Origin of the sequence: Streptomyces sp. TLI_105 (genome assembly GCF_900105415.1) — a bacterium.
In the GTDB taxonomy this organism is placed as follows: domain Bacteria; phylum Actinomycetota; class Actinomycetes; order Streptomycetales; family Streptomycetaceae; genus Streptomyces.
Window position 1 is genome coordinate 7804184 of sequence record NZ_FNSM01000001.1, and the last position, 21408, is coordinate 7825591.

Below are 21408 nucleotides of genomic sequence, written 5' to 3' on the forward strand. Positions count from 1 at the left end.
CCGCCCGCCGCGTTCAGGAGTTGATGGCGAGAGGGGTTGACGGAGCTTCGTCGCCTCCATAACTTCACACCTTAATATAAGCCTTGCCTCCTCGCTCCGTCGAAAGGTGTGACAGGTGCATTACAGGTCTTGGTTGTCCGTGCGGCGGGGCCGGGCGCGCCCCCGCCGCCTCGCCGCACTCGTGACCGGCGCCCTCCTCGCGAGCGGCCTGGTCATGACCGGCCCCGGGGTCGCACGGGCCGCCGGCGAGCGGGTCGACGTCTGGCTGACCACCACCTCCGACGCCGGAGGCCGTACCGTCACCCGGGGACTCGCCCCGCAGGCACCGACCGCCTTCGGCCCCGCAGGGGGCAGCGCGAGCCACACCATCGCCGTCGACGAGGCCACCACCTACCAGCAGTTCGAGGGCGGCGGCGCCTCCCTCACGGACACCACCGCCCACCTCCTGCGCGGCGGGGCGGTCAGCGCCGCCACCCGTGACGAGGTCATGCGCAAGCTGTTCTCGCCGACCGACGGCATCGGCCTCTCCTTCGTCCGCAACCCGATCGGCGCCTCCGACCTGTCCCGGCCCGGCAACGTCTCCCTCGACGACACCTGCTGCGACCTATCCGACTTCGGCGCCAACGGCTACGACACGAACGTGCGGCTGCTGACCGTCCAGGCCAAACAGCTCAACCCGGCCCTCCGCGTGAAGGGGGTGCCGTGGAGCGCCCCCGGATGGATGAAGGACAACGGCCGGATGGACCAGATGGGCTGGCTGAAGTGGGAGTACTACCCGCTCTACGCCCAGTACCTGGTCAAGTACGTCCAGAGCTACCAGGCGGCCGGGATCAAGGTCGACTACCTCTCCGTCCAGAACGAGCCCAATTGCTGCCAGGCCGGCAACCCCACGGCCATGAACTATCCCGGCATGAGCTGGAACCCCTCCGGCCTGGTCGAGTTCACGAAGAACCACGTCTACCCCGCCTTCCGTGCGGCCGGCATCACCACCAAGGTCCTCGTGCACGACTGGAACTACGGTGACTACGCGAACTTCGGCGCCGCCGTCCTCGGAGACGCGGGCGTCCGGGACGACCCCCTCTTCGGGGGCATCGCCTGGCACGGCTACGCCGGCGACCCGGCCGTCGGCAGCCAGGTCCACACCCAGTACCCGTCCGTACGACAGTTCGGCACCGAGCACTCCGGCGGCACCTGGATCACCAACCAGCACGACGAGGACCTGAAGGACATCGTCGGCTTCGCCCGCAACTGGAGCGGCAGCCTGGTCAAGTGGAGCCTTGCCGTCAACCAGGACATGGGCCCGCACAACGGCGGCTGCGGCACCTGCACGGGCCTGATCACCGTGCAGGAGGGCGGTGCGCGCGCCGGGCAGGTCGACTACACGATCGAGTACTACACGACCGGGCACCTCACGAAGTTCGTCCGGCCCGGCGCGTACCGCATCGCCTCGACCGACGACGCCGGCCTGCCGAACGTGGCCTGGCGCAACCCGGACGGCTCCAAGGCGCTCATCGCCCACAACGGCGGCGCCTCCGCCCGGTCCCTCCGCGTCGACTGGGGCGGCCAGTCCTTCACGTACACCCTGCCGGCCCGCACCACCGCCACCTTCACCTGGGCGGGGACGCCGAGCGGCACCGCCCCGACCGGCCCGCTGACCGGCCTGGCCGGCAAGTGCCTCGACGTGGCCGGCGCGGCCACCGCCGACGGCACCCCGGTCCAGCTCCACACCTGCAACGGCACCGCGGCACAGCGGTGGACGCTCGCCGCCGACGGCACCGTCCGGGCCCTCGGCAAATGCCTCGACGTCACCGGTGCCGCGACCGCCGACGGCACGAAGGTGCAGCTTTACACCTGCAACGGAACCGGCGCACAACGCTGGTCGTACGACCCCGGGACGCACGACGTCGTCAACACGGCCGCGAACAAGTGCCTGGACGTCACCGGCAACTCCTCGGCCGACGGCACACGCACACAGATCTGGACCTGCACGGGCGGCGCCAACCAGAAGTGGACCCACCAACCGTCCTGAACACCCCCACATCCCTCTTCCGAGGAGCCCGCATGCCGCACCCGCGCCACCGAAGAAGGGCGAGCGCCGCCGCGCTCGCCGCCACCGCGGTCCTCGCCGGACTGCTCACCGGAGCCGTGCCCAGCGCCGCCGCCGGCGCCGACGGAGACCCGGCCCCCCGGGCCGTCGACCGCTTCGAAGGGGAGGTCCCCTTCACCGGCCCGCCCGCCGAAGGCCTCTTCACCTGGGGCAGCGACACCGACGACCACCCCGCGCTCACCCTCGTCGAGCGCGCCGACGCCCCCGAGGGCACCACGGTCCTCGAAGGCCGCTACGACATCAGCGGCTGGGGCGGGTTCACCCACGACTTCGCCTTCGACCGGCCAGCCCAGGACTGGACCGCCCACAAGGGCGTCCGCTTCTGGTGGTACGGCCAGAACACCGCGCCCCTGCCGCCCGGCTCCGGAAAGCGGATCAGCTTCGAGATCAAGGACGGCGGAGCGAACGGCGAGGCGTCCGAGCTGTGGACGACCTCCTTCACCGACGACTGGGAGGGCTGGCACCTCGTCGAGATCCCCTTCTCCGACTTCCACTACCGCGCCGACTACCAGCCGGTCGGCGGCATCGACCAGGTCCTCGGCCTCGACCGCATGTGGGGGTACGCGCTCACGCTGCCGACCGGCGCGCCCGGCCGCTTCGCCCTCGACGGCGTCGAGCTGTACGGGAAGGCGGACCCCGCCCTCAACACCCGTGTCACCACAGGGGCCGTGGTCCACCCCGTCGACGAGGGCGGCACCGCCCGCGTCGACGTCTCCGTGACCACCACCGGCTCCGCGCCGACCGGCGAGCCCGTCACCGTCGCGTACACGACGGACGACAGCGGCCCCGCCGAGCCGGGGAAGGACTACTCCCCGGTGTCCGGCAGCCTCGTCTTCCCCGCCGGTACGCCGTCCGGGACGACCCGCTCCATCCCCGTGCCGACCCTGAAGGACGGGGCCGCGGAGGAGGCCGAGACGATACCGGTGAAGCTGACCGTCGACGGCGCCAAGGCACCCGCCGAGACACCGGCCGTCGTCATCGACGCGCACGGACTGCCCTATCTCGACAGCCGCCTGCCGGTGAAGAAGCGCGTCGCGGACCTCCTCTCCCGGATGACGCTCCGCGACAAGGCCGGCCAGATGACCCAGGCCGAGCGCAACGCCCTGCGCTCGCCCGGCGACATCGCGGGCTACGGCCTCGGCTCCCTGCTCTCCGGCGGCGGCTCCGTCCCCACCCCCAACACGCCCGAGGCGTGGGCCCGCATGATCGACGCGTACCAGCTGCGCGCCCAGGCCACCCGGCTGCAGATCCCGCTGATCTACGGCGTGGACGCCGTGCACGGCCACAACAACGTCGTCGGCTCGACGATCATGCCCCACAACATCGGGATCGGCGCCGGACGGGACCCCGGCCTCGCCGCCAGGACCGGCGCCGTCACCGCCCGGGAGGTGCGGGCCACGGGCGTGCCCTGGGACTTCGCCCCCTGTCTGTGCGTGACCCGGGACGAACGCTGGGGCCGCTCGTACGAGTCCTTCGGCGAGGACCCGGCGCTCGTCACCGCCATGGAGACCGTGATCGACGGGATGCAGGGCGCGCCGGACGGCCGGGACCTCGACCGGAACGACAAGGTGCTGACCACCGCCAAGCACTTCGTGGGCGACGGCGGCACCGCCTTCGGCTCGTCGACGACCGGTTCGTACACCATCGACCAGGGCGTCACCCGCGTCACCCGCGAGGAACTGGAGGCCGTCCACCTCGCGCCGTTCGCCGAGGCCGTGAAGCACGGAGTGGGCACGGTCATGCCCTCGTACTCCTCGCTCGACGTCCTCGGCGACGACCGGGGACCCGTGAAGATGCACGCGAACGCCGAGATGATCAACGGCGTGCTGAAGGACCGGATGGGCTTCGAGGGCTTCGTCGTCAGCGACTGGCAGGCCATCGACCAGATCCCCGGCGACTACCCGAGCGACGTGCGGACCTCGGTCAACGCCGGCCTGGACATGATCATGGTGCCGACGAACTACCAGGAGTTCACCCGGACACTGGTCGCCGAGACGGAGGCGGGACGCATCCCCACCGCACGGATCGACGACGCCGTCGCCCGCATCCTCACCCAGAAGTTCCGCCTGGGCCTCTTCGAGAAGCCGTACGCGGACACCACCCACCTGGCGACCGTCGGCTCGCCGGAGCACCGCGCGGTGGCACGGGAGGCGGCGGCCGCCTCGCAGGTGCTCCTGAAGAACGACGGGGGCGTACTGCCGCTCAAGCCGACCCAGAACGTGTACGTCGCGGGCTCCGACGCCGACGACCTCGGCAACCAGGCCGGCGGATGGACCGTCACCTGGCAGGGCGCCTCGGGCCGGACGACCACCGGCACCACGATCCTGGAGGCGATGCGGAAGTCCGTCGACCCCGGCACCACGCTCACCTGGTCCAAGGACGCCACCGCGCCCACCGCCGGACACGACGTCGGCGTCGTGGTGGTCGGCGAGACGCCGTACGCCGAGGGCGTGGGCGACGTCGGCAACGGCCACGACCTGGAACTGAGCGCGGCCGACAAGGCGGCCGTCGACCGGGTCTGCGCCGCGATGCCGTGCGCGGTCCTCGTCGTCTCCGGACGCCCCCAGCTCATCGGCGACCGGCTGCCCGCCATCGACGCCCTGGTGGCGTCGTGGCTGCCGGGGACGGAGGGCGACGGCGTGGCGGACGTCCTGTACGGCCGGCGGCCCTTCACCGGACAGCTCCCGGTGAGCTGGCCGAGGTCGGAGAACCAGCTGCCGCTGAACGTGGGCGACACACGCTACGACCCGCAGTTCCCGTACGGCTGGGGCCTGACCACCCTCCACGGCACACCGACGGGAGGGGAGCCGGCGCTGCGGGCGATCGGACTCGCCGCCCGTGCCCTGCAGAAGGCCGGACACGGAGACTCCGCCGCGGCGCGGAGACTCGTCGGCCGGGCCCGGCTGATCGCGCAGGAGCGCATCGGGCAGAACGTCACGGAGAGGGCGGCGAAGCCGTTCGCCGAGGCCGACCACCTGCTGCTCACCGGTGACCCGGCGGGCGCGGTCGGCCGGCTGACCGAGGCCTTCCGCGCGGCGGGCTGACCGGCTGGACAGCGCGCCGGACCTTCCCGGTCCCGCCGCCCGCGGAGGCGGCGGGACCGGGAAGGTCCCTGCGGGGCCGCTGGGACGCACCGTGGTGATTTCGGTAAGACTCCGTCACAGAACCGTGAAGCAGGCGCGAGAACCTGGTGTTCACCTCAGCGCAGTTCGTGCGTTGTCATCGGGGGGAGTACCACCATGAGTTCCGTTCGCAGAGCCGCCGTCGTCCTCGTCGCCGCGTCCGCGCTGGCCCTGACCGCCTGCGGGCCTTCCGAGGACGGAGCCGCGGGCGGCCCCGAGGCGCCGACCGCGACGCCCTCCGCCGCCACCCCGTCCACGCCGGCGAAGCCCACGAAGCCCGCCGAGTCGTCGAAGCCGTCGACGCCCGCCACGCCGTCGAAGCCGGTCAAGGTGCCGACGCCCGCCAAGCCGGTCTCGCCGTCGACCGATCCGGACTACGACGTCTTCCCGTGCAGCACGTACGACGTGACGTTCACGGCGAGTCTGGCCGAGTCCACGAGCAGCAGCTACCTGCTGAAGGTCACCAACAAGAGCGGCAAGCCGTGCCGGGTGCTCGGCCACCCCGTCGTGACCTTCGGCGACCTGGACGGGCAGGCGACGAAGCGCGGCGCCGCCCCCGGCATCGAGGACGCCATCCGGCTCGCCCCCGGCGAGACCGCCTACGCGGGGCTCATGGGCGGCCTGAAGGGGCCCAAGAGCAAGACGGTCTCCTCGATCGCGATGACCATGGAGACCGATTCCGACCTGAAGCAGGTGCCGCTCAAGGCCTCGACGCCCGGCTTCAACGTCTCCGGGGAGAACTCCGTCACCGCGTGGATGGACAACGCCGAGGACGCGCTCAGCCTGTAGCCGCCCGCTCTTCCGCCGCGGCCGACCGGAGCCGACCGCGGCATCGCCCGGGGCGGGCGGGACTCACGGCGTGTTCCCGGCGTCCCTCGGCGGTGGCGCCGCGGAGAGACGCCAGGTCCGCCACATCCGGACGGCGAACACGCAGGTCAGCGCGGTCCCGAGTACCGCCCACGCGGCCGGGTGGGTCCACACGGCGGCGCCGAGCTGCTGCGTGAGCACGAAGGTGCCCATGGCGGCGACGAACCAGCCGAACGCCGTGCGCAGCGCGTCCTGCGGGATGCGGCCCGCGAGCCGGCCGCCCGCGAGACTGCCGACCACCGCCGCGGCGGACACGGTCAGGGCCAGGCCCCAGTCGAGCGGGCCGCCCGAGAGGTGTCCGGCGAGCCCGGCGAAGGAATTCATGCCGATGACGAGGAGCGAGGTGCCGACCGCGACGCCCATCGACAGCCCGCCGAGAACGGCGAGCGCCGGGACGACGAGGAAACCGCCGCCCGAGCCCACCAGCCCCGTCACCGCGCCGACGGCCAGACCCTTGACCGCGATGTGCTTCGGCGGCGGCCCGGCGGGGGTCCGTCGCGCCTTCTCCCGGCCGCGCCGGGGCTTGCGGAGCATCGCGACCGCCGTGACCGGCATCATCAGGGCGAAGACGAGGAGCAGGACCGTCCCCGGGACGTGCTCGGCGAGCCGCCCGCCGCCGTACGCGCCGACCATGCTGAAGCCGCCGAAGAGCAGGCCGGTCCGCCAGTGGACCCGGCGGGCCCGGGCGTGGGGGAGCAGCGCGGCGAGGCTGGTCACGCCGACCACGAACAGGGAGGTGGCGATCGCCTCCTTGGTGTCCTGCCCGGCCAGGTAGACCAGGATCGGCACCGTCAGGATCGAGCCGCCGCCCCCGAGGACGCCCAGGCTGAGGCCGACGAGCAGGGACGCCGCGACGACCAGGGCGGTCACGAGGCGCTCCGCAGCCCCGCGATCACCGTGCGGACGTCGGTGCGCGGTCCGCGGTTGTACGGCAGCTTGGACAGCAGTACGCCCATGGCGCAGGAGTTGCTGAGGGCCGCGTAGGTCAGGCCGGCTCCGATCGCGGTGCCGATCAGATGGGCGCCCGGGACGAACACCCCGACGAGGCCGGTGGCCAGGACGATCGAGCCGGCCACGAGCCGGACCTGACGCTCCATGTCCCACCGCTCCGGACCCCGCTCGACGGGCGAGCCGGCCGTCTCCCAGGCGACGATGCCGCCCTCCAGGACACGGAGGCCCGACAGCCCGGCGCCGGCCAGGACCTTCTCGGCCTGGGCGGCGCGCTGTCCGGAACGACAGACGAGCACGACGCCCTCGCCGAGGTGGGGAAGGAGCGCGGCGCGGTGCTCGATCAGGGTGTTCAACGGCACGTTGTACGAGCCGGGGATGTGCGCCGTACGGAACTCGCCGGGCGTCCGCACGTCGAGCAGTCGAGGTGCGCGCCCTTCCTGGACGAGCCGGTGCAGCGCGGCGGGCGTGAGGGCGGAGGCGGGGGTGGTGCTCATGGGATTCCACTTCAACTCGGTCCACACATACCCAGGGGGTGTGTGTGGGGTGGGGAGGGGCCCGGCCGGCGACGCGACCCGAGGGGGTGGTCAGGCGTCGACGGCCTCGGCCGTCGACGCCGTCAGGGCCCAGGCGGCGTAACCACCGAGGACGTCGGAGACGTCCCGGAAGCCGCGCTGTCGCAGCAGGCTCGCGGCGATGGAGGAACGGTGGCCGCCGGCGCAGTGCAGGACCAGGGGGCGGTCGGTGGGCAACTCGGGCGCGCGGTGCGGGAGTTCGCCGAGCGGGATGTGCAGGGCCGCCTCGATGGAACCGTTCGCCGCACGCTCGCCGCAGGTGCGGACGTCCACGACGACCGGCGGTTGCGCGCCCGCGAGGGCGATGCGCAGCTGCGCGGCGGTGACCCGGCTCGCGGGGGAGACCTCCTCGGAGAGTGCCTCCAGGGCGTCCTCGGGGTCGCGCAGGTAGCCGACGACCCGGTCGAAACCGATCCGGGCGAGGCGGGTGACGACCTCCTCCTCCCGGTTCTGCGGTGCCATGACGAGCAGCTCGGCGGCCGGGTGGAGGACGGTGCCGGCCTGCTCGGCGAAGCGGCCGTCGGCGGGCACGTTCACCGCACCGCGCAGATGCCCGGCCGCGAACTCCTGGGGGTCGCGCGCGTCCACCACGACCGCGCCGGCGGCCCGCAGCCCGGTGAACTCGCCGAGTGCCAGCGGACGAGGAGCCGAGGCGCCGTAGCGGGCGCGGTCCTTGCGGTTGAGCTCGGCGTCGTACGCGAAGTAGCCGGGCGCGGCCGGCTGCCCGGCGGCGACGAGCGCGACGAACTCCTCGCGGCCCATCGGCGCGCAGGCGTAGTTGGTCGCCCGCTGCTCGCCGATCGTCGACTGCCTCTCCGTCGACAGGTTCTTGCCGCAGGACGATCCGGCGCCGTGCGCGGGGAAGACCCGCACCTCGTCCGGCAGCCCCATCAGCTTGTTCTGCACGCTGTCGTGGAGCATCGCGCCGAGCTCCTCGGCGGTCACGCCCACCGAGGCGAGCAGGTCGGGGCGGCCGACATCGCCGATGAACAGCGCGTCGCCGGTCAGGACGCCGTACGGCACCTCGTCCTCGGCCCGCTCGTACACGAGGACGCTGATCGACTCCGGGGTGTGCCCGGGCGTCTCCAGGATCTCCAGGGTGACGTCGCCGAGGGAGATCCGCTCGCCCTCGGCGAGCTCGCGGATCGGGTACTCGGTCTCGGCGCGCCGGCCGTAACCGATCCAGGCGCCGGTCTCGTCCGCCATCTCCAGGTGCCCGGCGACGAAGTCGGCGTGGAAGTGGGTGTTGAGGACGCCGACCACCGTGAATCCGTGCGCGGCGGCGTCGGCCAGGTACTCCGAGACGTCCCGGCGCGGGTCGACGACCACCGCCCGGCCGGTGTGCTCGTCGGCGATCATGTAGGACGCCTGGGAGAGGCAGTCGAGGTAGTACTGCGCGAAGAACACGGCAATCCCTTCATCAGGAGCGCACGCCGATGCGCCGGGGGGCGCGGCGTGAGGGCTCGGGGGCCCGGATCCGCCTGGGCGGCGGCATGGGCGGTCGATCCGCCGACGGGCGCGGGGGTCGCGCACCGGGGCGCCGCCGTCCAGATACCCCCGTGGGTATTTTCGTGCTCGACCGTAAAGGGGTCGGCGCAAGGAAGTCAAATACCCCCCTGGGTATTTTGGATCAGCAGGGGCGTGGCCGTTTTGCCGGACCGGCAACAGCAGTGGCGTGAGCGGGGCGCGGTGGGCGACGGTGCCTCCGTGACCGACGACATCGCAGCGGGAACGCCCGCCTCCGCCCGTACCCCTTCGCCCACCGACGGATACCTCGGAGACCCCGCGGTGCGGGCGAAGTGGGACGACCTCTACGCCGACCGGGAGCGACTCTGGAGCGGCCGGCCCAACGGCGCGCTCGTGGCCGAGGTCGCCGGCCTCACCCCCGGCCGGGTGCTCGACGTCGGCTGCGGGGAGGGCGCGGACGCCGTCTGGCTCGCGCGCGGCGGCTGGGACGTGACCGCGCTCGAGGTCTCGGGCGTGGCACTGGAGCGGGCGGCCGGGCACGCGCGGGACGCCGGCGTCACCGTCCGCTGGGTCCACGCCACCCTGACGGAGGCGGCGCTCCCGCCGGCCTCCTTCGAGCTGGTCTCCGCGCAGTACCCGGCACTGCTGCGCACACCCGACGCCGCGGCCGAACGCGCGCTGATCTCGACCGTCGCGGTCGGCGGTGTCCTGCTGCTCGTCCACCACGCGGGGATGGAGACCCGGCAGGCGGACGAGAGCGGCTTCGACCCGGCCGACTACGTCTGGCCCTCGATGGTCACCGCTCTGCTCGACGACGACTGGGTGGTGGAGGTGGACGAGCAGCGGCCCCGCGTGGCACCCGACGGCGGAGCCGGTGCGCACCACACCCACGACCTGGTGCTGCGCGCCCGCCGACTGCGCTGAGCCCTGCTCGGCCGACCCCGGCACCGGAACCCCGAAGACACCGCCGAGACGCCGCGCCCGGGCCTCAGACCGGGCGCGGCGCCGGGGTGACGAAGGCGGACACCGCCTAGGCGGACTCCAGCAGCTCCTTGAGCCGGGTCAGGTCGGCGGCGACCGTGTCGGCGTCGCGTTCGAAGTCGGCGTCGCTCGTGCCCGGCTGCCGGCGGAGGGTGAACACCACTTCGCTTCCCGTGCCGTCGGCGATCACGCGGACCGGGTTGTAGAAGGTCTCCCCGGAGGGGAGCGTGACGTCGTGGTCGAGCACGCCCAGCTCGTTGCGCGGCGCGAACCTGACCGTGACGCGTCCCAGAGGGGAGGAGTCCGCGACCCACCGGTCCCCGACCTTCTCGATGGAGCCTCCCAACCCATGGGCCCACGCGGGCAGGTTGGCCGGGTCCGACGCGTAGGCGTAGACCTCGTCGACGGTCCGGTCGACACGGACGCTGAGGTGGCGCGATTCCTTGCCGGTGACGTTCATGGCGTCGACGTTACCGGCCGAGCGCCTCCGCCAGCAGCGAGGCGGTCCCGGCCACCAGAGGGTTGTCGGTGGGGGCGTCCTCCTCGGGCTGCGTGGTGAGGACGGCCAGGACGATCGGCGTGCCGTCCGGCCGCCAGGCGATCCCCACGTCGTTGGCGCCGCCGTAGCGAGGAGAGCCGGTCTTGTCGGCGAGGAGCCAGTCGGCGGGCAGGCCGCGGCGGAATTTCTCGGTGCTGGTGGTGTTGCGGAGCAGCCAGTCGGTGAGCCGCGCGCGGTCGTGGGGCTCCAGTACGTCGCCGAGCACGAGGCGGGCGTAGTCGAGGCCGATGGCGTGAGGGGTGGTGGTGTCGGTGACCCGCCAGGGCTCCGCCGAGTTGAGCTCGGGCTCCCACCGGTCGAGCCGGGTGACGCGGTCCCCGATCGAGCGGCAGAAGCGGGTGATTCCGGTGGGGCCGCCCAGCTCCTTGAGGAGCAGATTGCCGGCGGTGTTGTCGCTGAAGCGGATGGTGGCGTCGCAGAGTTCGGCGACGGTCATGCCGCCCGAGACGTTCTCGGCCAGCCCGGCGACCGGCGAGATGCCCGACCTGGCGACGTACGCCTGGGTGTAGTGGACGCGCCGGGCGAGGAACTCCCCGTCGCGGTCGAGGTCGCGCAGCACGGCCGCGACGGCGAGGGTCTTGAACACCGAGGCCATGGGGAAGCGTTCGTCCGCCCGGTGGGCCACGGTCCTGCCCGTGCGCAGGTCACGGGCGAACACGCCGAGCCGTGCGGTGTGCTCCCGCTCCAGACGCCTCAGCCGCGCCACGACGCCGCCCGTCCCCGGTAAGGCCTGCGCGGTTCCTCCGCCCAGCGCGAGCGCGGCCGTGAGCGCCGTGCCGACGCCCAGGGCGAGGGCGGTACGGCGGGACGGTCCTGGTCCGTTGGAGTACAAGAGGCTTCCTTCCGTGGTGATCACTGTCGTACGTGTACACGCCCCCACAGGCCGTCCGGTTTCGCCACACGGGGGCTGCGCGACGCTCTCACGGACCGGAAGCGGAAGCCTCAGCCCAGCTGCCGCCGGACCAGCTCGTGGAACAGCCCGGTCGTGTCGGCGAGGAGTTCGGCGGGCGTGCCCTCCTGGACGACGCGTCCGTCCGCCAGGGCGATCACCCGGTCGGCGTCCATGATGGTGGACAGCCGGTGGGCGATCACGACGCGGGTCGCGTTCAGGGCGCGGGTCGACTCGATGACGATCCGCTGGGCCTCGTTGTCCAGGGCGCTCGTCGCCTCGTCGAAGAAGAGGACGCGGGGTCTGCGGATGAGCGCCTGAGCGATCATCAGCCGCTGTCGCTGGCCGCCCGAGATGGTGCCTCCGCCGTCGGACAGCATCGTGTGCATGCCCATCGGCATGGCCTTGATGTCCTCGGCCAGGCCCGCCATCGCGGCGGCGGCCCACGCGTCCTCCAGCGGGTACGTGCCGGCGCCGCGGATGCAGTCGAGGACGGAGCCGGAGAACGGCTGGGCGTTCTGGAGGACGACGCCGCACTGGCGGCGCACGGCCGCCAGGTCCAGGGCCGCGAGGTCCTGTCCGTCGTACCGCACGGTGCCGGAGGCCGGCCGGTCGAAGCCGATGAGCAGCCGCAGGAGCGTGGACTTGCCGCAGCCGCTGGCCCCGACGATCGCGACGAACTCGCCCGGCCGCACCCGCAGGCTGACCCCGTCGAGGACCAGCGGGCCGTCCTCGGTGTAGCGGTAGGACAGGTTCTCGGCCTCGATCGCACCGGTCAGTTCGCCGGGCCGGGCACTGGAGCCGCGGACCTCGGGCGTCTCCCGGAACACCGGCCTGATCTGTTCGAACATGGGCTGCACGGCGGCGGCCGAAAGAAGCGCGCCGGTCAGCTGTGTGACCGAGGAGAGCATCATCGTGACGGCGGTGCTGAAGGTGAGGAACTCGCTCGCGGACAGGCTGCCGCGGGCCGGGCCCGCCAGGAGCGCGAACATCACGAGCGTGCACAGCGGCAGACAGACCGCGCCGAGGACCGCGAGGACGTTCTTGATCCGCCCGATGCGCCGGTGCAGTTCGCGGGTCCGGGCGAACTGCCCCGCCCAGGCGGCATAGGCGAAGCTCTCGGCCGCCGCGACGCGCAGCTTCGGCAGCCCGCGCAGGGTCTGGAAGGCCTGGTTGTCGAGCTTGTTGTCGAGCCGGATCAGCTGCCGCTGGTACCGCAGCTGCCAGAGGCCGAGGCCCAGGAAGACCGCGGCCGTGGCCAGCAGCAGGGCGAGCGCGACGAGGGCCAGCGGCACGCTGTAGACGAGGAGCAGCACCAGGTTGACCGTGCCGACGGTGCCGGCCTGGACGACCACCGGGCCGATGCCGGACAGGATCCGGCGGATGGCGCTGATGCCCATGGCGGCACCGGCCAGTTCGCCGGTCGACCGCCCGGCGAAGAACGTCGTCGGCAGGCGGAGGAGCCGGTCCCAGACGGCCGGCTGGAGGGTGGCCTCGACGCGGCCCTCCATGCGGAGGATCGCGGTGTTCTGCAGCAGCATGAACGCGGCCGACACGATGCCGGTGGCGATGATCGCGAAGCCGGCCTGGACGATCAGCCCGGTCTCGGCTGCGGGGACGTACGCGCCGAGCACCTTGCCGGTGGCGACGGGCACGAGGGCGCCGAGGGCGACCGCGACGAGCCCGCCGAGGAGCAGGTCGCGGAGCTCCGCCCGCGTCCCCCGGACGCTGAACCGGAGCAGCCGCAGCAGGCCGAGGGGCCGGTCGGGCAGCGGCCGGTAGAACATGACGGCCCGCGGTGCGAACGCCGCGGCCTCCGTCCGGCCGACGCGCTCCCGCTCACCGGTGGCGGGGTCGAAGGCCACGTACCGGCCGCGCCGCCACAGCAGGGCCACGGGGGTCCCGTCCGCCGCGCGGTGTGCCACGAGGGGCCCGCTGTCCTCGCGCCACCAGCGGTCGCCCAGCCGGACGCCGCGGGTGCGGATCCGGGAGGCGAGCGCGATGCGTTCGACGGGGTCGAGCTGTCCGGGGTCCGCGGCCGCGTCGGCCGGATCGGCGAGGACGATGCGCGCCTCGGCGGCGACGGCCCGGCACACGGCGTAGGTCGCGTCGTCGTCGGCCCCCCGGCCCCGAGGGGCTCCGCCGGAGCGGCCGATGGAGGCGAGCAGCGTGTCGTCGGCCCGCGTGCGTGCGGCCCGACCGGCCTCGATCCCCGCGGCCGCGCGGTCCTCGTGGTCGCGTTCGAGCTGCTCGATCCAGTCGTCCAGGGCGTGGAGCAGCCGGTACTGCTGGTCGACCATGCCCTGCCAGGTCGCGGAGTCCACGAGAAGGGTTCCGGAGCCGTCGCCCTCGTACCCCTCGTGGCCCGTCGCGTAGGCGGCTCCGTACGCGATGCTCCCGGGAGCGAGCCGCATCCAGAGGACGTCGTCGTCGGCCGCGCCCGGGGCGTCGCCGGGGCCGCCGTCCAGGGCCGCCTGGTACAGGACGCGCAGCCCGCGCCCGATGCCGAGCGCGAAGGCGTGCTCCAGGGGGCTGAGCGGGGCCTCGGCCCCCGTGCCGTACGCGCTCCGGTCCTCGTACCACTGGCCCTCGTACCACTGGCCGCCGGACGCCCACTGCCCGTACCCCTGCTGTCCGTACCCCTCCGGGGCGTACGCCTGACCGGTCGGGTACGGCAGTTCGCGCAGCTCGACACGGCGCAGCAGACAGCCCTGGGCGGGCCGGCCGATCAGGGTGTGCGCGGGGCCGTCGACCGGGCCGAGCAGCAGCGTGCCCGCTTCGAGGCGGCCCAGGAAGTGCCAGGGGCCGAGCCGCGCCGCGTCGACGGCGAACAGGTCGAGGGCGCCCTCGACGACGAGCCAGAGGACGTGCGGGCCTTCGAGGGCGAGGCTGCGCAGGCCGGCGCAGTCGACCGCGGTGCCGAGGGCGCCCAGGGCGGCGACGACCGGGTCCGGGGCGCCGCCGTGCCGTATGCCGGCGAGGTCGACGGGCGGGTGGGGGACGTTCACCTCAGTGCTCCTTGACCAGACCGGCGTACGTGCCCCGCGCCGCGACGAGCTGCTCGTGGCGCCCGCGCTCCACCACCGTGCCCCGGTCGAGCACGACGATCTCGTCGCTGTCGCGCACGGTGCTCAGCCGATGGGCGATGACCACGCAGGCGCAGCCGCGCCGCCGCAGGTTGTCGATGACGATCTGTTCGGTCGCCGCGTCGAGCGCGCTGGTCACCTCGTCGAGGATCAGGACGCTCGGGCGGCGCACCAGCGCGCGGGCGATCTCCAGGCGCTGGCGCTGGCCGCCGGAGAAGTTGCGGCCGTCCTGCTCGACGCGGCTCCGGATGCCGCCGGGGCGCCGGGCGACCTCGTCGTACACGGCGGCGTCCTGGAGGGCGGCGACGACGGCCTCGTCGGGGACGGAGGGGTCCCAGAGCGCCACGTTGTCGCGGACGGTGCCCTCGAAGAGGAAGACGTCCTGGTCGACGAAGGAGACGGAGGCCGCGAGGGCGCTGCGCGGGATGTCCTCCAGACGCATTCCGTCGATGCGGATCGCGCCCTCCCACGGTGTGTAGAGCCCGGACATCAGCCGCGAGACGGTGGACTTGCCGCTGCCGGACCCGCCGACCAGGGCGACCTGCTGACCGGGGCCGACGGTGAGCGAGAAGTCCTTGAGCAGCGGCGCGTCGAGGGGGCTGTAGCCGAAGGTGACTCCCTCCAGTTCGACGTGGCCGGTGAGGCGGCGGGTGGCGGCGCCCGGGGCGCGCCGGGTGTGCACGGGGTCGACGGGGAAGTTCTCGACGTCCCTGAGGCGGGCGATGTCGGCGGCGAAGTCCTGGACGCGGCCCGCCACTCCGTTGAGCCGGGTGAGCGGCGCGGTGAAGCCGGTCACGAGGGCCTGGAAGGCGACGAGCAGGCCGACGGTGAGATGGCCCTCCACCGCCCGCAGACCGCCGATCATGAGGATGAGGGCGCTGTTGAGCGCGGCGAGGGTGGGCGCGACGACCGCCAGCCAGGCGCTGGGCACGCCGAGCCGCTGCTGCACGTCGAGGGTGGTGGCGTGCTGTCCGGCCCAGCGGCGGAAGAAGCCGTCCTCGCCGCCGGTGGCCTTCATCGTCTCGATGAGCTGGAGCCCGCTGTACGCGGTGTTGGTCAGCCGGGCGCTCTCGGCGCGCAGTTTCTGCGTGCCGGTGGCCCGCAGATGGACGACGACGCGCAGGGCCACGACGTTGAGCAGGGCGATCAGCACGCCGACGACGGTGAGTTGGGGGTCGTACGTCCAGAGCAGTACGGCGTAGAGCAGGACGACGACGGCGTCGACCGCCGCCGCGGCCAGGTCGCGGGCGAGGGTCTCGGCGACCGCGTCGTTGGTCCGGAGGCGTTGGACGAGGTCGGCCGGGCTGCGCTGCGCGTAGAAGGCGAGCGGGAGCCGGAGCAGGTGCCGCAGGAAGCGGGCGCTGCCCAAGGTGGAGGCGATGACGCGCCCACGCAGCAGATTGGCCTGTTGGAGTGCGGTGAGCGTCCCGGTCAGGACGAGGGCGGTGGCCATCGCTGCGAAGACCACACCGAGCAGGGACGTCTGGTTCCCGATGAGGAACATGTCGATGTACGTACGGCTCAGGGCCGGCACCCACGCGCCGACGGCCACCAGGAGGAGGCTGGCGACGACCGCGGCGGCCATGGTGCCGGAGGTGCCGCGCAGCCGGGCCGGAAGGGCGGCGAGGACGCCGGGCCGGCTGCCGCCGCGCCGGAATCCGGGGCCCGGTTCGAAGGTGAGCACGATGCCGGTGAAGCTGGTGTCGAACTGGTCCATGGGGACGAACCGGCGGCCGCTTCCGGGGTCGTTGATGTACACGCCGGGCCGGCCCAGACGGCGGCCCATGCCCTCGTAGACGACGTAGTGGTTGAACTCCCAGAAGAGGATGGCCGGGGCGGGCACCTCGGCGAGCGCGGCCAGGTCCATCTGCATGCCCTTGGCCTGGAGCCCGTGACCACGCGCCGCCTTGAGGAGGTTCCCGGCCCGGGACCCGTCGCGGGAGACGCCGCAGGCGATGCGGAGCTCCTCCAGCGAGACGAAACGGCCGTGGTGCCCGAGGATCATCGCGAGGGCGGCGGCACCGCACTCGACCGCCTCCATCTGGAGCACCGTGGGGGTGCGGACGGTCCGGGGCCGACGGCCCCCGGGGACCTGCGCACGGCGTCGGGGCCCGCCCGCCGGCGGGAGCCTGCGGGCCGACCCGCGCGACCTGCCGCCGGACCGGGCCCGGGTCGGGGCGGCCGCCCGTGACGCGCTCACGGGAGCAGCCAGTCGACGGGCCGCTGCGCGGCGAGGTGGACGGCGCCGGTGACGGGCGTGCCGGAGACGGGCGCGTGCGGGGGTCCGTCCGTGGAGGACCAGGCGTATCCGGAGGCGGTGGCGGGGGAGCGGTCCAGGGTGACGAGCACCGCGACCGGATCGCCCTCGCGGGAGAAGCGCGCGGCGAGCCCGGCGTCGCCGAGGAAGGAACCGAGTTGGGCCTGCGTCTGCGGGGTGCGGCCGACAGCGCGGACCCGCCCCTGGAGCACGCCGAACCGGTCGCGCGGGACGGACTGGACACCGAGGTCGACCCGGGCGCCCGCGCGGATCGTGGCGGCGGTGTCGCCCGGCAGGTACAGGACGGCCATCAGCGGGGCGTGCGGGTCGGTCACGCGCTCCACGGTCGCCACGTCGGCCCCGGTGGTGACGACCGAACCCAGCCTCGCGTACAGCGTGGTGACGCGACCGCCGGCGACGGCACGCACCGGCCGGTCGCCCCGGTCCGTGCGGACGGTCAGCAGCGGCGCGCCGGGGGCGACGGGCCGGCCCTCTTCGACGAGGACGTCGGTGACCTGTCCGGCGACGGGGCTCTGCAGCAGATAGGTGCCCTCGGCGTGGGTGAGGAGGCCGGGGGCGTTCACCTTGGACGTCACCGTGCCGGTGAGGGCCCAGAAACCCGCGGCGGCCATGACGACGACGGTGACGGCGAGCACCAGACGGCCCTGGGGGCGCGCGAAGCGCACGGGCACGTCGAGTTCTTCGGGCGATTGCAGCTTGGAAAGCGCATTGCGGCGGAACTGCACGGACTATTCCTTCGACTGCATTCTCTCGTACATTCCGCGGTCGGGATTTCCGCGGTCGTTCTCAGGGGGCGACCGTGAACCCCGGAACCTCCCGGTTCCGGGGTTCACGGTCAATACTGGGCTCAGATGCCGGCGATGCCGGTGATGCCCGCGGTGTTCACCGAGACGCCGGTGATGCCGGAGGCCAGACCCGGGACGCCGGCGACGAGGCCCTCGACGCCCTGGACCGTCTGCAGGGAGCCGACGGTGCCGAGGACGTTGGTGACGTCGCTGGTCAGGCCGCCGACGAGGCCGCCGGAGATGGTGACGAGACCGCCGGAGACGGCGTCGAGGTCGGCGTCGGAGATCTCAGCGGTCTCAAGGTCGTGACGCATGATGCGCACCCTTCGTTCATGGGGGGAATCCGTCTTCTGCGGCCGCAGCGAGATTGATCAAATCACGTGAACGGCTGACCGGAGAAATTCGGTTGACGCCTCTGAGCGGGTGTTTCTGCACCTCGGGAAGCGGCCGTGCACCCAATTTCACGGAATGCCGACACCTTCTCCTCGAATCCGAGTAACAGATTCGGCCGTCCCGCCTCGCCCGAGGAACTTAAACGGACAGAACGGTGCCGTCCGGGCGGCCCCGGCCCCGGTGGTGTCGGGGAACGGTGAAGGCCCCGCCCCTCGACACGCACACGTTGTGCAGGTTTCCGGGAGGCATGCGGCGGGCCGGGGGCGGCCCGGGGCGCCTCGGCCCGGCTCAGGCCTCGGGAGCCATGTCGTACGTGATCCACATCGTGCGCGTGGCCACCTGGTCGTACTTGGACCGGGCGCGGTGGTTGTCGTCGGCGGTGATCCAGCGGACGACGCTCCAGCCGCGCTCGGCCCCGATCCCGCGCAGGGCGTCGAGCAGCAGGTCCGCCACGCCGGAGCCGCGGTCGGCCGGGTCGACGAAGAGGTCGTCGAGCCAGCCGCCGACGGACGCGGACAGCGGGCGCGCGAAGGGCCGGAAGTGCGCGAGCCCGACCAGCCGGCCGTCGGCTGCCTCGGCGACGAGGCCCTCCACCTCGTGGCCGGGGTCGTGGATCCAGGACCAGACGATCCGCGCGGCCTCCTCGGTCTGCTCGACCCGGTAGAAGTCGGCGTACCCCCGGTAGAGGGCACGCCACCGGTCGAAGTCGCCCTCGCGGACCGGACGGATCACCACGGCGGCGGTTTCGGACATCTCTTCACGCTCCTTGCGCACCGCTACCTGCGGTGCGGCCCCAGTCGATCACGCAGGGGACGGCCGGCTGAATTCGGCCGGGGACCTTCACCTCGCTGAACCCGGACGTGCTTCCCCTCTCCGTGCCCGGGGGCTCAACGGCCGCACGAAGGACCGTACTTACGGCTCGCTCACGCGGGCGTGCGTTAAGTTGCCCGCCATGACCGAACTCGGGCCCGCTCTCTGGCCGCCTGCCCCGCTGAAGACCGAACGGCTCGTGCTCCGCGAGTCCGAGGCACGGGACCGCGCGGCATTCGTCGAACTGTTCGCCTCGCCGGAGGTGGGCACCTACACAGGCGGCGCCCGGCCGCGCGAGGAAGTCGACCGCACGATGCCCGAGGTTCCCGGCCGGCGCCCCGGCTTCTTCGTCGTCGATCTCGACGGGGCGATGATCGGCATGATCACGCTCGACCGGCGGGACCCGGAACGTCCGGGGCACGTCCGCCCGGAAGGCCGGGAGGCGGAGCTCGGCTCCATGTTCCTGCCGGAGGCCTGGGGACGCGGGTACGCGGCCGAGGCGTGCGCGGCGGCGCTCGACTGGTACGCCGCCGCGCTCCCCGGCGAGCCGGTGGTGCTCGTCACCCGGACCGACAACGACCGCGCCATGCGCCTCGCGGCGAAGCTCGGGTTCACCGAGGCGGACCGGTTCGAGGAGTACGGCGCCGAGCAGTGGTTCGGCGCCCGGTCGGCGGTGAAGCACCGCACATGAGTTCCGCCGCCGGGCTGCCTCCCGACGAACGGGAGGCAGCCGGGACGGACGGGCGCCGTCGCGCGCCGACTACCTGGCGAAGCCGTAGTCCAGCAGCTTCTTGGCGTCGGCCAGCCTGTTCGTCTCGGACGGAGAGGCGAGGACCGTACCGATGACCGTCTTGCCGCCACGGGTGGCCGCGAAGACGAGGCAGTACCTGGCCTGCGGACCGGAACCGGTCTTCACGCCGATCGCACCGCTGTACGTGTTGAGGAGCTTGTTCGTGTTGGTCCACGCCATGTACCGGTAACCACCGCTCTTCGTGGTCACCTTCTGCGTCGTGGACTTCGTCTTGACGATGGCGCGGAACGTGGAGTCCTTCATCGCACTGCTCGCGATCTTCGTCAGGTCGCGCGGAGTCGAGAAGTTCTGCCCACTGCCTATCCCGTCGAACGAGTCGAAGTGGGTGTTCCTCAGACCGAGCTTCCTCGCCTCGTCGTTCATCTTCCCGATGAACGACTTGACGCGGGCCGCCCGCGTGGTGCCCGTGCCGAACTTGTCGGCCAGCGCGTAGGCGGCGTCACAGCCCGACGGCAGCATGAGGCCGTAGAGGAGCTGACGGACGGTCACCTTGTCCCCGACGATGAGCCGGGCCGAGGAGGCGTTCTTGGAGACGATGTAGTCGCTGTAGGCCTTCTGGATCGTGACCTTGGCGTCGAGGTTCAGGTTCCGCTGGGACAGCACCACCTTCGCGGTCATGATCTTCGTGGTGGACCCGGTCGACCGGCGGGTGTCCGCGGCCTTCCCGTACAACGTCGTACCCGTCCCGTTGTTCATGACGAAGCCGCCGGGGGCGGTGATCGACGGGACCGGCGGCGCGGCGTACGCCTGGCCGGCGAAGAGGCCGCCGGCCAGTACGGCCGAGGCCGTGAGCGAGACGGTCACGGCACTGCGCAGACCGAGTGTCGGAGTCAGCAAAGTCTTCTGCCCTTGGTAGAGATCGATGTCTTCCGGGCCCGCAGGGGCCGGGTCGCGCGGCAGCCGGCTCGGGTTCTGCCGGACCGCACGACAGGGCCGGACGCGGACCCGGCGCATGGAAGACGCACGAAAGGGCTTCAGGGATGCACGGCAGAGGCAGTGATCTTTCTCGGTCAGGAGCCGTGCGGTCAGGAGCCGTGCGTTCAGGCGCCGTGCGGGGCGGCCTGCTTCGCGGCGGTGACGAACGTACGGATCAGATCGTGGTCCTTGACGCCCGGAGCGGACTCCACACCGCTGGACACATCGACCCCCCAGGGGCGCGCCCGGCCGATCGCCTCGCCGACGTTGTGCGGTGCGAGCCCTCCGGCGAGCAGCCACGCGCCCTCGGGCCGCGCCGCCTCCAGCAGGGACAGGTCCCACGGCTCGCCGGAACCCGCCCGGGGCGAATCGAGGAGGAGCACCTCCTCGCCGTAGGCGCCGACACGCGTGTCGGGCCGGTCGCTCAAGGACGTGGCCCGCCACAGCCGCGGGAAGTCCCCGGCCGCGGCCGTGAAGTCCTCCTCGCGATACGCGGTGCCGTGCAGCTGGAGGGCGCCGACGCCGAGCTCACCGGCGATGCGGGCGGCCTCGGCGGCAGGGGTGTCGTTGACCACGAGAACGGACAGGACACCCGCCGGAACGTGGGCGGCGAGCCGCGCCGCCCGCTCCCGGTCGAGCCCGCGCACACTGGTCCCGCTGATCACCAACCCGACGGCGTCGGCCCCGGCCGCGACCGCCGCGTCGATGTCGGCGGTCGTCCTGAGCCCGCACACCTTCACGAACACGTGTCTCTCCTCTGCTGACCCTCGGCGCGGCACCCCGAGCCTACTCACTCCCCGCGTGCTCACGGACGG

17 protein-coding genes are annotated in these 21408 nt (G+C 72.8%); 5 read left to right on the forward strand and 12 right to left on the reverse strand.

Going from position 1 to position 21408, the window contains the following annotated elements; all coding sequences use genetic code 11:
* Positions 1 to 115: 115 nt before the first annotated feature.
* The 3 genes from BLW86_RS35515 to BLW86_RS35530 all read left to right on the forward strand — a co-directional run bounded on the left by BLW86_RS35515 (position 116) and on the right by BLW86_RS35530 (position 6018).
* Positions 116 to 2029, forward strand: coding sequence for a ricin-type beta-trefoil lectin domain protein (locus tag BLW86_RS35515; RefSeq protein WP_371129644.1), 1914 nt, complete (start codon positions 116 to 118; stop codon positions 2027 to 2029).
* Positions 2030 to 2061: 32 nt separating this feature from the next.
* On the forward strand, positions 2062 to 5151 hold the full coding sequence (locus BLW86_RS35520) for a glycoside hydrolase family 3 protein (protein ID WP_093877819.1): 3090 nt from the start codon (positions 2062 to 2064) through the stop codon (positions 5149 to 5151).
* 195 nt (positions 5152 to 5346) lie between these two features.
* Entirely contained in the window at positions 5347 to 6018 is a 672-nt protein-coding gene (locus tag BLW86_RS35530; RefSeq protein WP_143060311.1) for a DUF4232 domain-containing protein, read from the forward strand.
* 63 nt (positions 6019 to 6081) lie between these two features.
* On the opposite strand, the gene BLW86_RS35535 is transcribed toward BLW86_RS35530, so the two are convergent.
* The 3 genes from BLW86_RS35535 to BLW86_RS35545 form a co-directional block, all read right to left on the reverse strand.
* The gene (locus BLW86_RS35535) at positions 6082 to 6966 is read right to left on the reverse strand and encodes a sulfite exporter TauE/SafE family protein (RefSeq protein WP_093877822.1); all 885 of its coding nucleotides are present in this window, start codon (positions 6964 to 6966) and stop codon (positions 6082 to 6084) included.
* Complete coding sequence (locus BLW86_RS35540) at positions 6963 to 7541, reverse strand: rhodanese-like domain-containing protein (protein ID WP_093877823.1); 579 nt, start codon at positions 7539 to 7541, stop codon at positions 6963 to 6965. Before BLW86_RS35540 ends, BLW86_RS35535 begins: the two co-directional genes overlap by 4 nt.
* A 90-nt stretch (positions 7542 to 7631) precedes the next feature.
* The gene (locus BLW86_RS35545; protein WP_093877824.1) at positions 7632 to 9026 is read right to left on the reverse strand and encodes an MBL fold metallo-hydrolase; all 1395 of its coding nucleotides are present in this window, start codon (positions 9024 to 9026) and stop codon (positions 7632 to 7634) included.
* 300 nt (positions 9027 to 9326) lie between these two features.
* On the opposite strand from BLW86_RS35545, the gene BLW86_RS35550 reads away from it, so the two are divergent.
* Positions 9327 to 10010: a class I SAM-dependent methyltransferase gene (locus tag BLW86_RS35550; RefSeq protein ID WP_093879048.1), complete on the forward strand. Its 684-nt coding sequence runs from the start codon at positions 9327 to 9329 to the stop codon at positions 10008 to 10010.
* A 106-nt stretch (positions 10011 to 10116) separates the two neighbouring features.
* Here the strand turns inward: BLW86_RS35550 and BLW86_RS35555 are convergent, their stop codons facing one another.
* The 7 genes from BLW86_RS35555 to BLW86_RS35585 form a co-directional block, all read right to left on the reverse strand.
* Positions 10117 to 10527, reverse strand: coding sequence for an SRPBCC family protein (locus BLW86_RS35555; RefSeq protein WP_093877825.1), 411 nt, complete (start codon positions 10525 to 10527; stop codon positions 10117 to 10119).
* Positions 10528 to 10537: 10 nt separating this feature from the next.
* A complete protein-coding gene (gene bla, locus BLW86_RS35560; RefSeq protein WP_256341537.1) occupies positions 10538 to 11458 on the reverse strand; it encodes a class A beta-lactamase in 921 nt (306 codons plus the stop codon).
* 110 nt (positions 11459 to 11568) lie between these two features.
* A complete protein-coding gene (locus BLW86_RS35565) occupies positions 11569 to 14523 on the reverse strand; it encodes an NHLP bacteriocin export ABC transporter permease/ATPase subunit (RefSeq protein WP_093877827.1) in 2955 nt (984 codons plus the stop codon).
* A 1-nt stretch (position 14524) separates the two neighbouring features.
* On the reverse strand, positions 14525 to 16642 hold the full coding sequence (locus BLW86_RS35570; RefSeq protein ID WP_371129645.1) for an NHLP family bacteriocin export ABC transporter peptidase/permease/ATPase subunit: 2118 nt from the start codon (positions 16640 to 16642) through the stop codon (positions 14525 to 14527).
* Positions 16643 to 16797: 155 nt separating this feature from the next.
* Positions 16798 to 17604 carry a biotin/lipoyl-containing protein gene (locus tag BLW86_RS35575; protein WP_093877829.1) on the reverse strand — a complete coding sequence of 269 codons (807 nt, stop codon included), beginning with the start codon at positions 17602 to 17604 and terminating at the stop codon, positions 16798 to 16800.
* A 122-nt stretch (positions 17605 to 17726) separates the two neighbouring features.
* Positions 17727 to 17978: a hypothetical protein gene (locus BLW86_RS35580; protein WP_093879049.1), complete on the reverse strand. Its 252-nt coding sequence runs from the start codon at positions 17976 to 17978 to the stop codon at positions 17727 to 17729.
* 367 nt (positions 17979 to 18345) lie between these two features.
* Complete coding sequence (locus BLW86_RS35585; RefSeq protein WP_093877830.1) at positions 18346 to 18810, reverse strand: GNAT family N-acetyltransferase; 465 nt, start codon at positions 18808 to 18810, stop codon at positions 18346 to 18348.
* A gap of 199 nt (positions 18811 to 19009) precedes the next feature.
* On the opposite strand from BLW86_RS35585, the gene BLW86_RS35590 reads away from it, so the two are divergent.
* Positions 19010 to 19558 (forward strand): GNAT family N-acetyltransferase, encoded by a 549-nt coding sequence (locus BLW86_RS35590; RefSeq protein WP_093877831.1) that lies wholly within the window; start codon positions 19010 to 19012, stop codon positions 19556 to 19558.
* A gap of 69 nt (positions 19559 to 19627) precedes the next feature.
* Here the strand turns inward: BLW86_RS35590 and BLW86_RS35595 are convergent, their stop codons facing one another.
* Entirely contained in the window at positions 19628 to 20494 is an 867-nt protein-coding gene (locus tag BLW86_RS35595) for a D-alanyl-D-alanine carboxypeptidase family protein (protein ID WP_256341736.1), read from the reverse strand.
* A gap of 224 nt (positions 20495 to 20718) precedes the next feature.
* Positions 20719 to 21339 (reverse strand): phosphoribosylanthranilate isomerase, encoded by a 621-nt coding sequence (locus tag BLW86_RS35600; RefSeq protein ID WP_093877833.1) that lies wholly within the window; start codon positions 21337 to 21339, stop codon positions 20719 to 20721.
* Positions 21340 to 21408 lie beyond the last annotated feature (69 nt).

What these genes read in the sequence shown, in the direction of transcription:
- BLW86_RS35520 (WP_093877819.1), top strand. Translation starts at nt 2,062, where the DNA reads ATGCCGCACCCGCGCCACCGAAGAAGGGCGAGCGCCGCCGCGCTCGCC.
- BLW86_RS35530 (WP_143060311.1), top strand. Translation starts at nt 5,347, where the DNA reads ATGAGTTCCGTTCGCAGAGCCGCCGTCGTCCTCGTCGCCGCGTCCGCG.
- BLW86_RS35540 (WP_093877823.1), bottom strand. Translation starts at nt 7,541, where the DNA reads ATGAGCACCACCCCCGCCTCCGCCCTCACGCCCGCCGCGCTGCACCGG.
- BLW86_RS35555 (WP_093877825.1), bottom strand. Translation starts at nt 10,527, where the DNA reads ATGAACGTCACCGGCAAGGAATCGCGCCACCTCAGCGTCCGTGTCGAC.
- BLW86_RS35570 (WP_371129645.1), bottom strand. Translation starts at nt 16,642, where the DNA reads ATGGAGGCGGTCGAGTGCGGTGCCGCCGCCCTCGCGATGATCCTCGGG.
- BLW86_RS35580 (WP_093879049.1), bottom strand. Translation starts at nt 17,978, where the DNA reads ATGCGTCACGACCTTGAGACCGCTGAGATCTCCGACGCCGACCTCGAC.
- BLW86_RS35585 (WP_093877830.1), bottom strand. Translation starts at nt 18,810, where the DNA reads ATGTCCGAAACCGCCGCCGTGGTGATCCGTCCGGTCCGCGAGGGCGAC.
- BLW86_RS35590 (WP_093877831.1), top strand. Translation starts at nt 19,010, where the DNA reads ATGACCGAACTCGGGCCCGCTCTCTGGCCGCCTGCCCCGCTGAAGACC.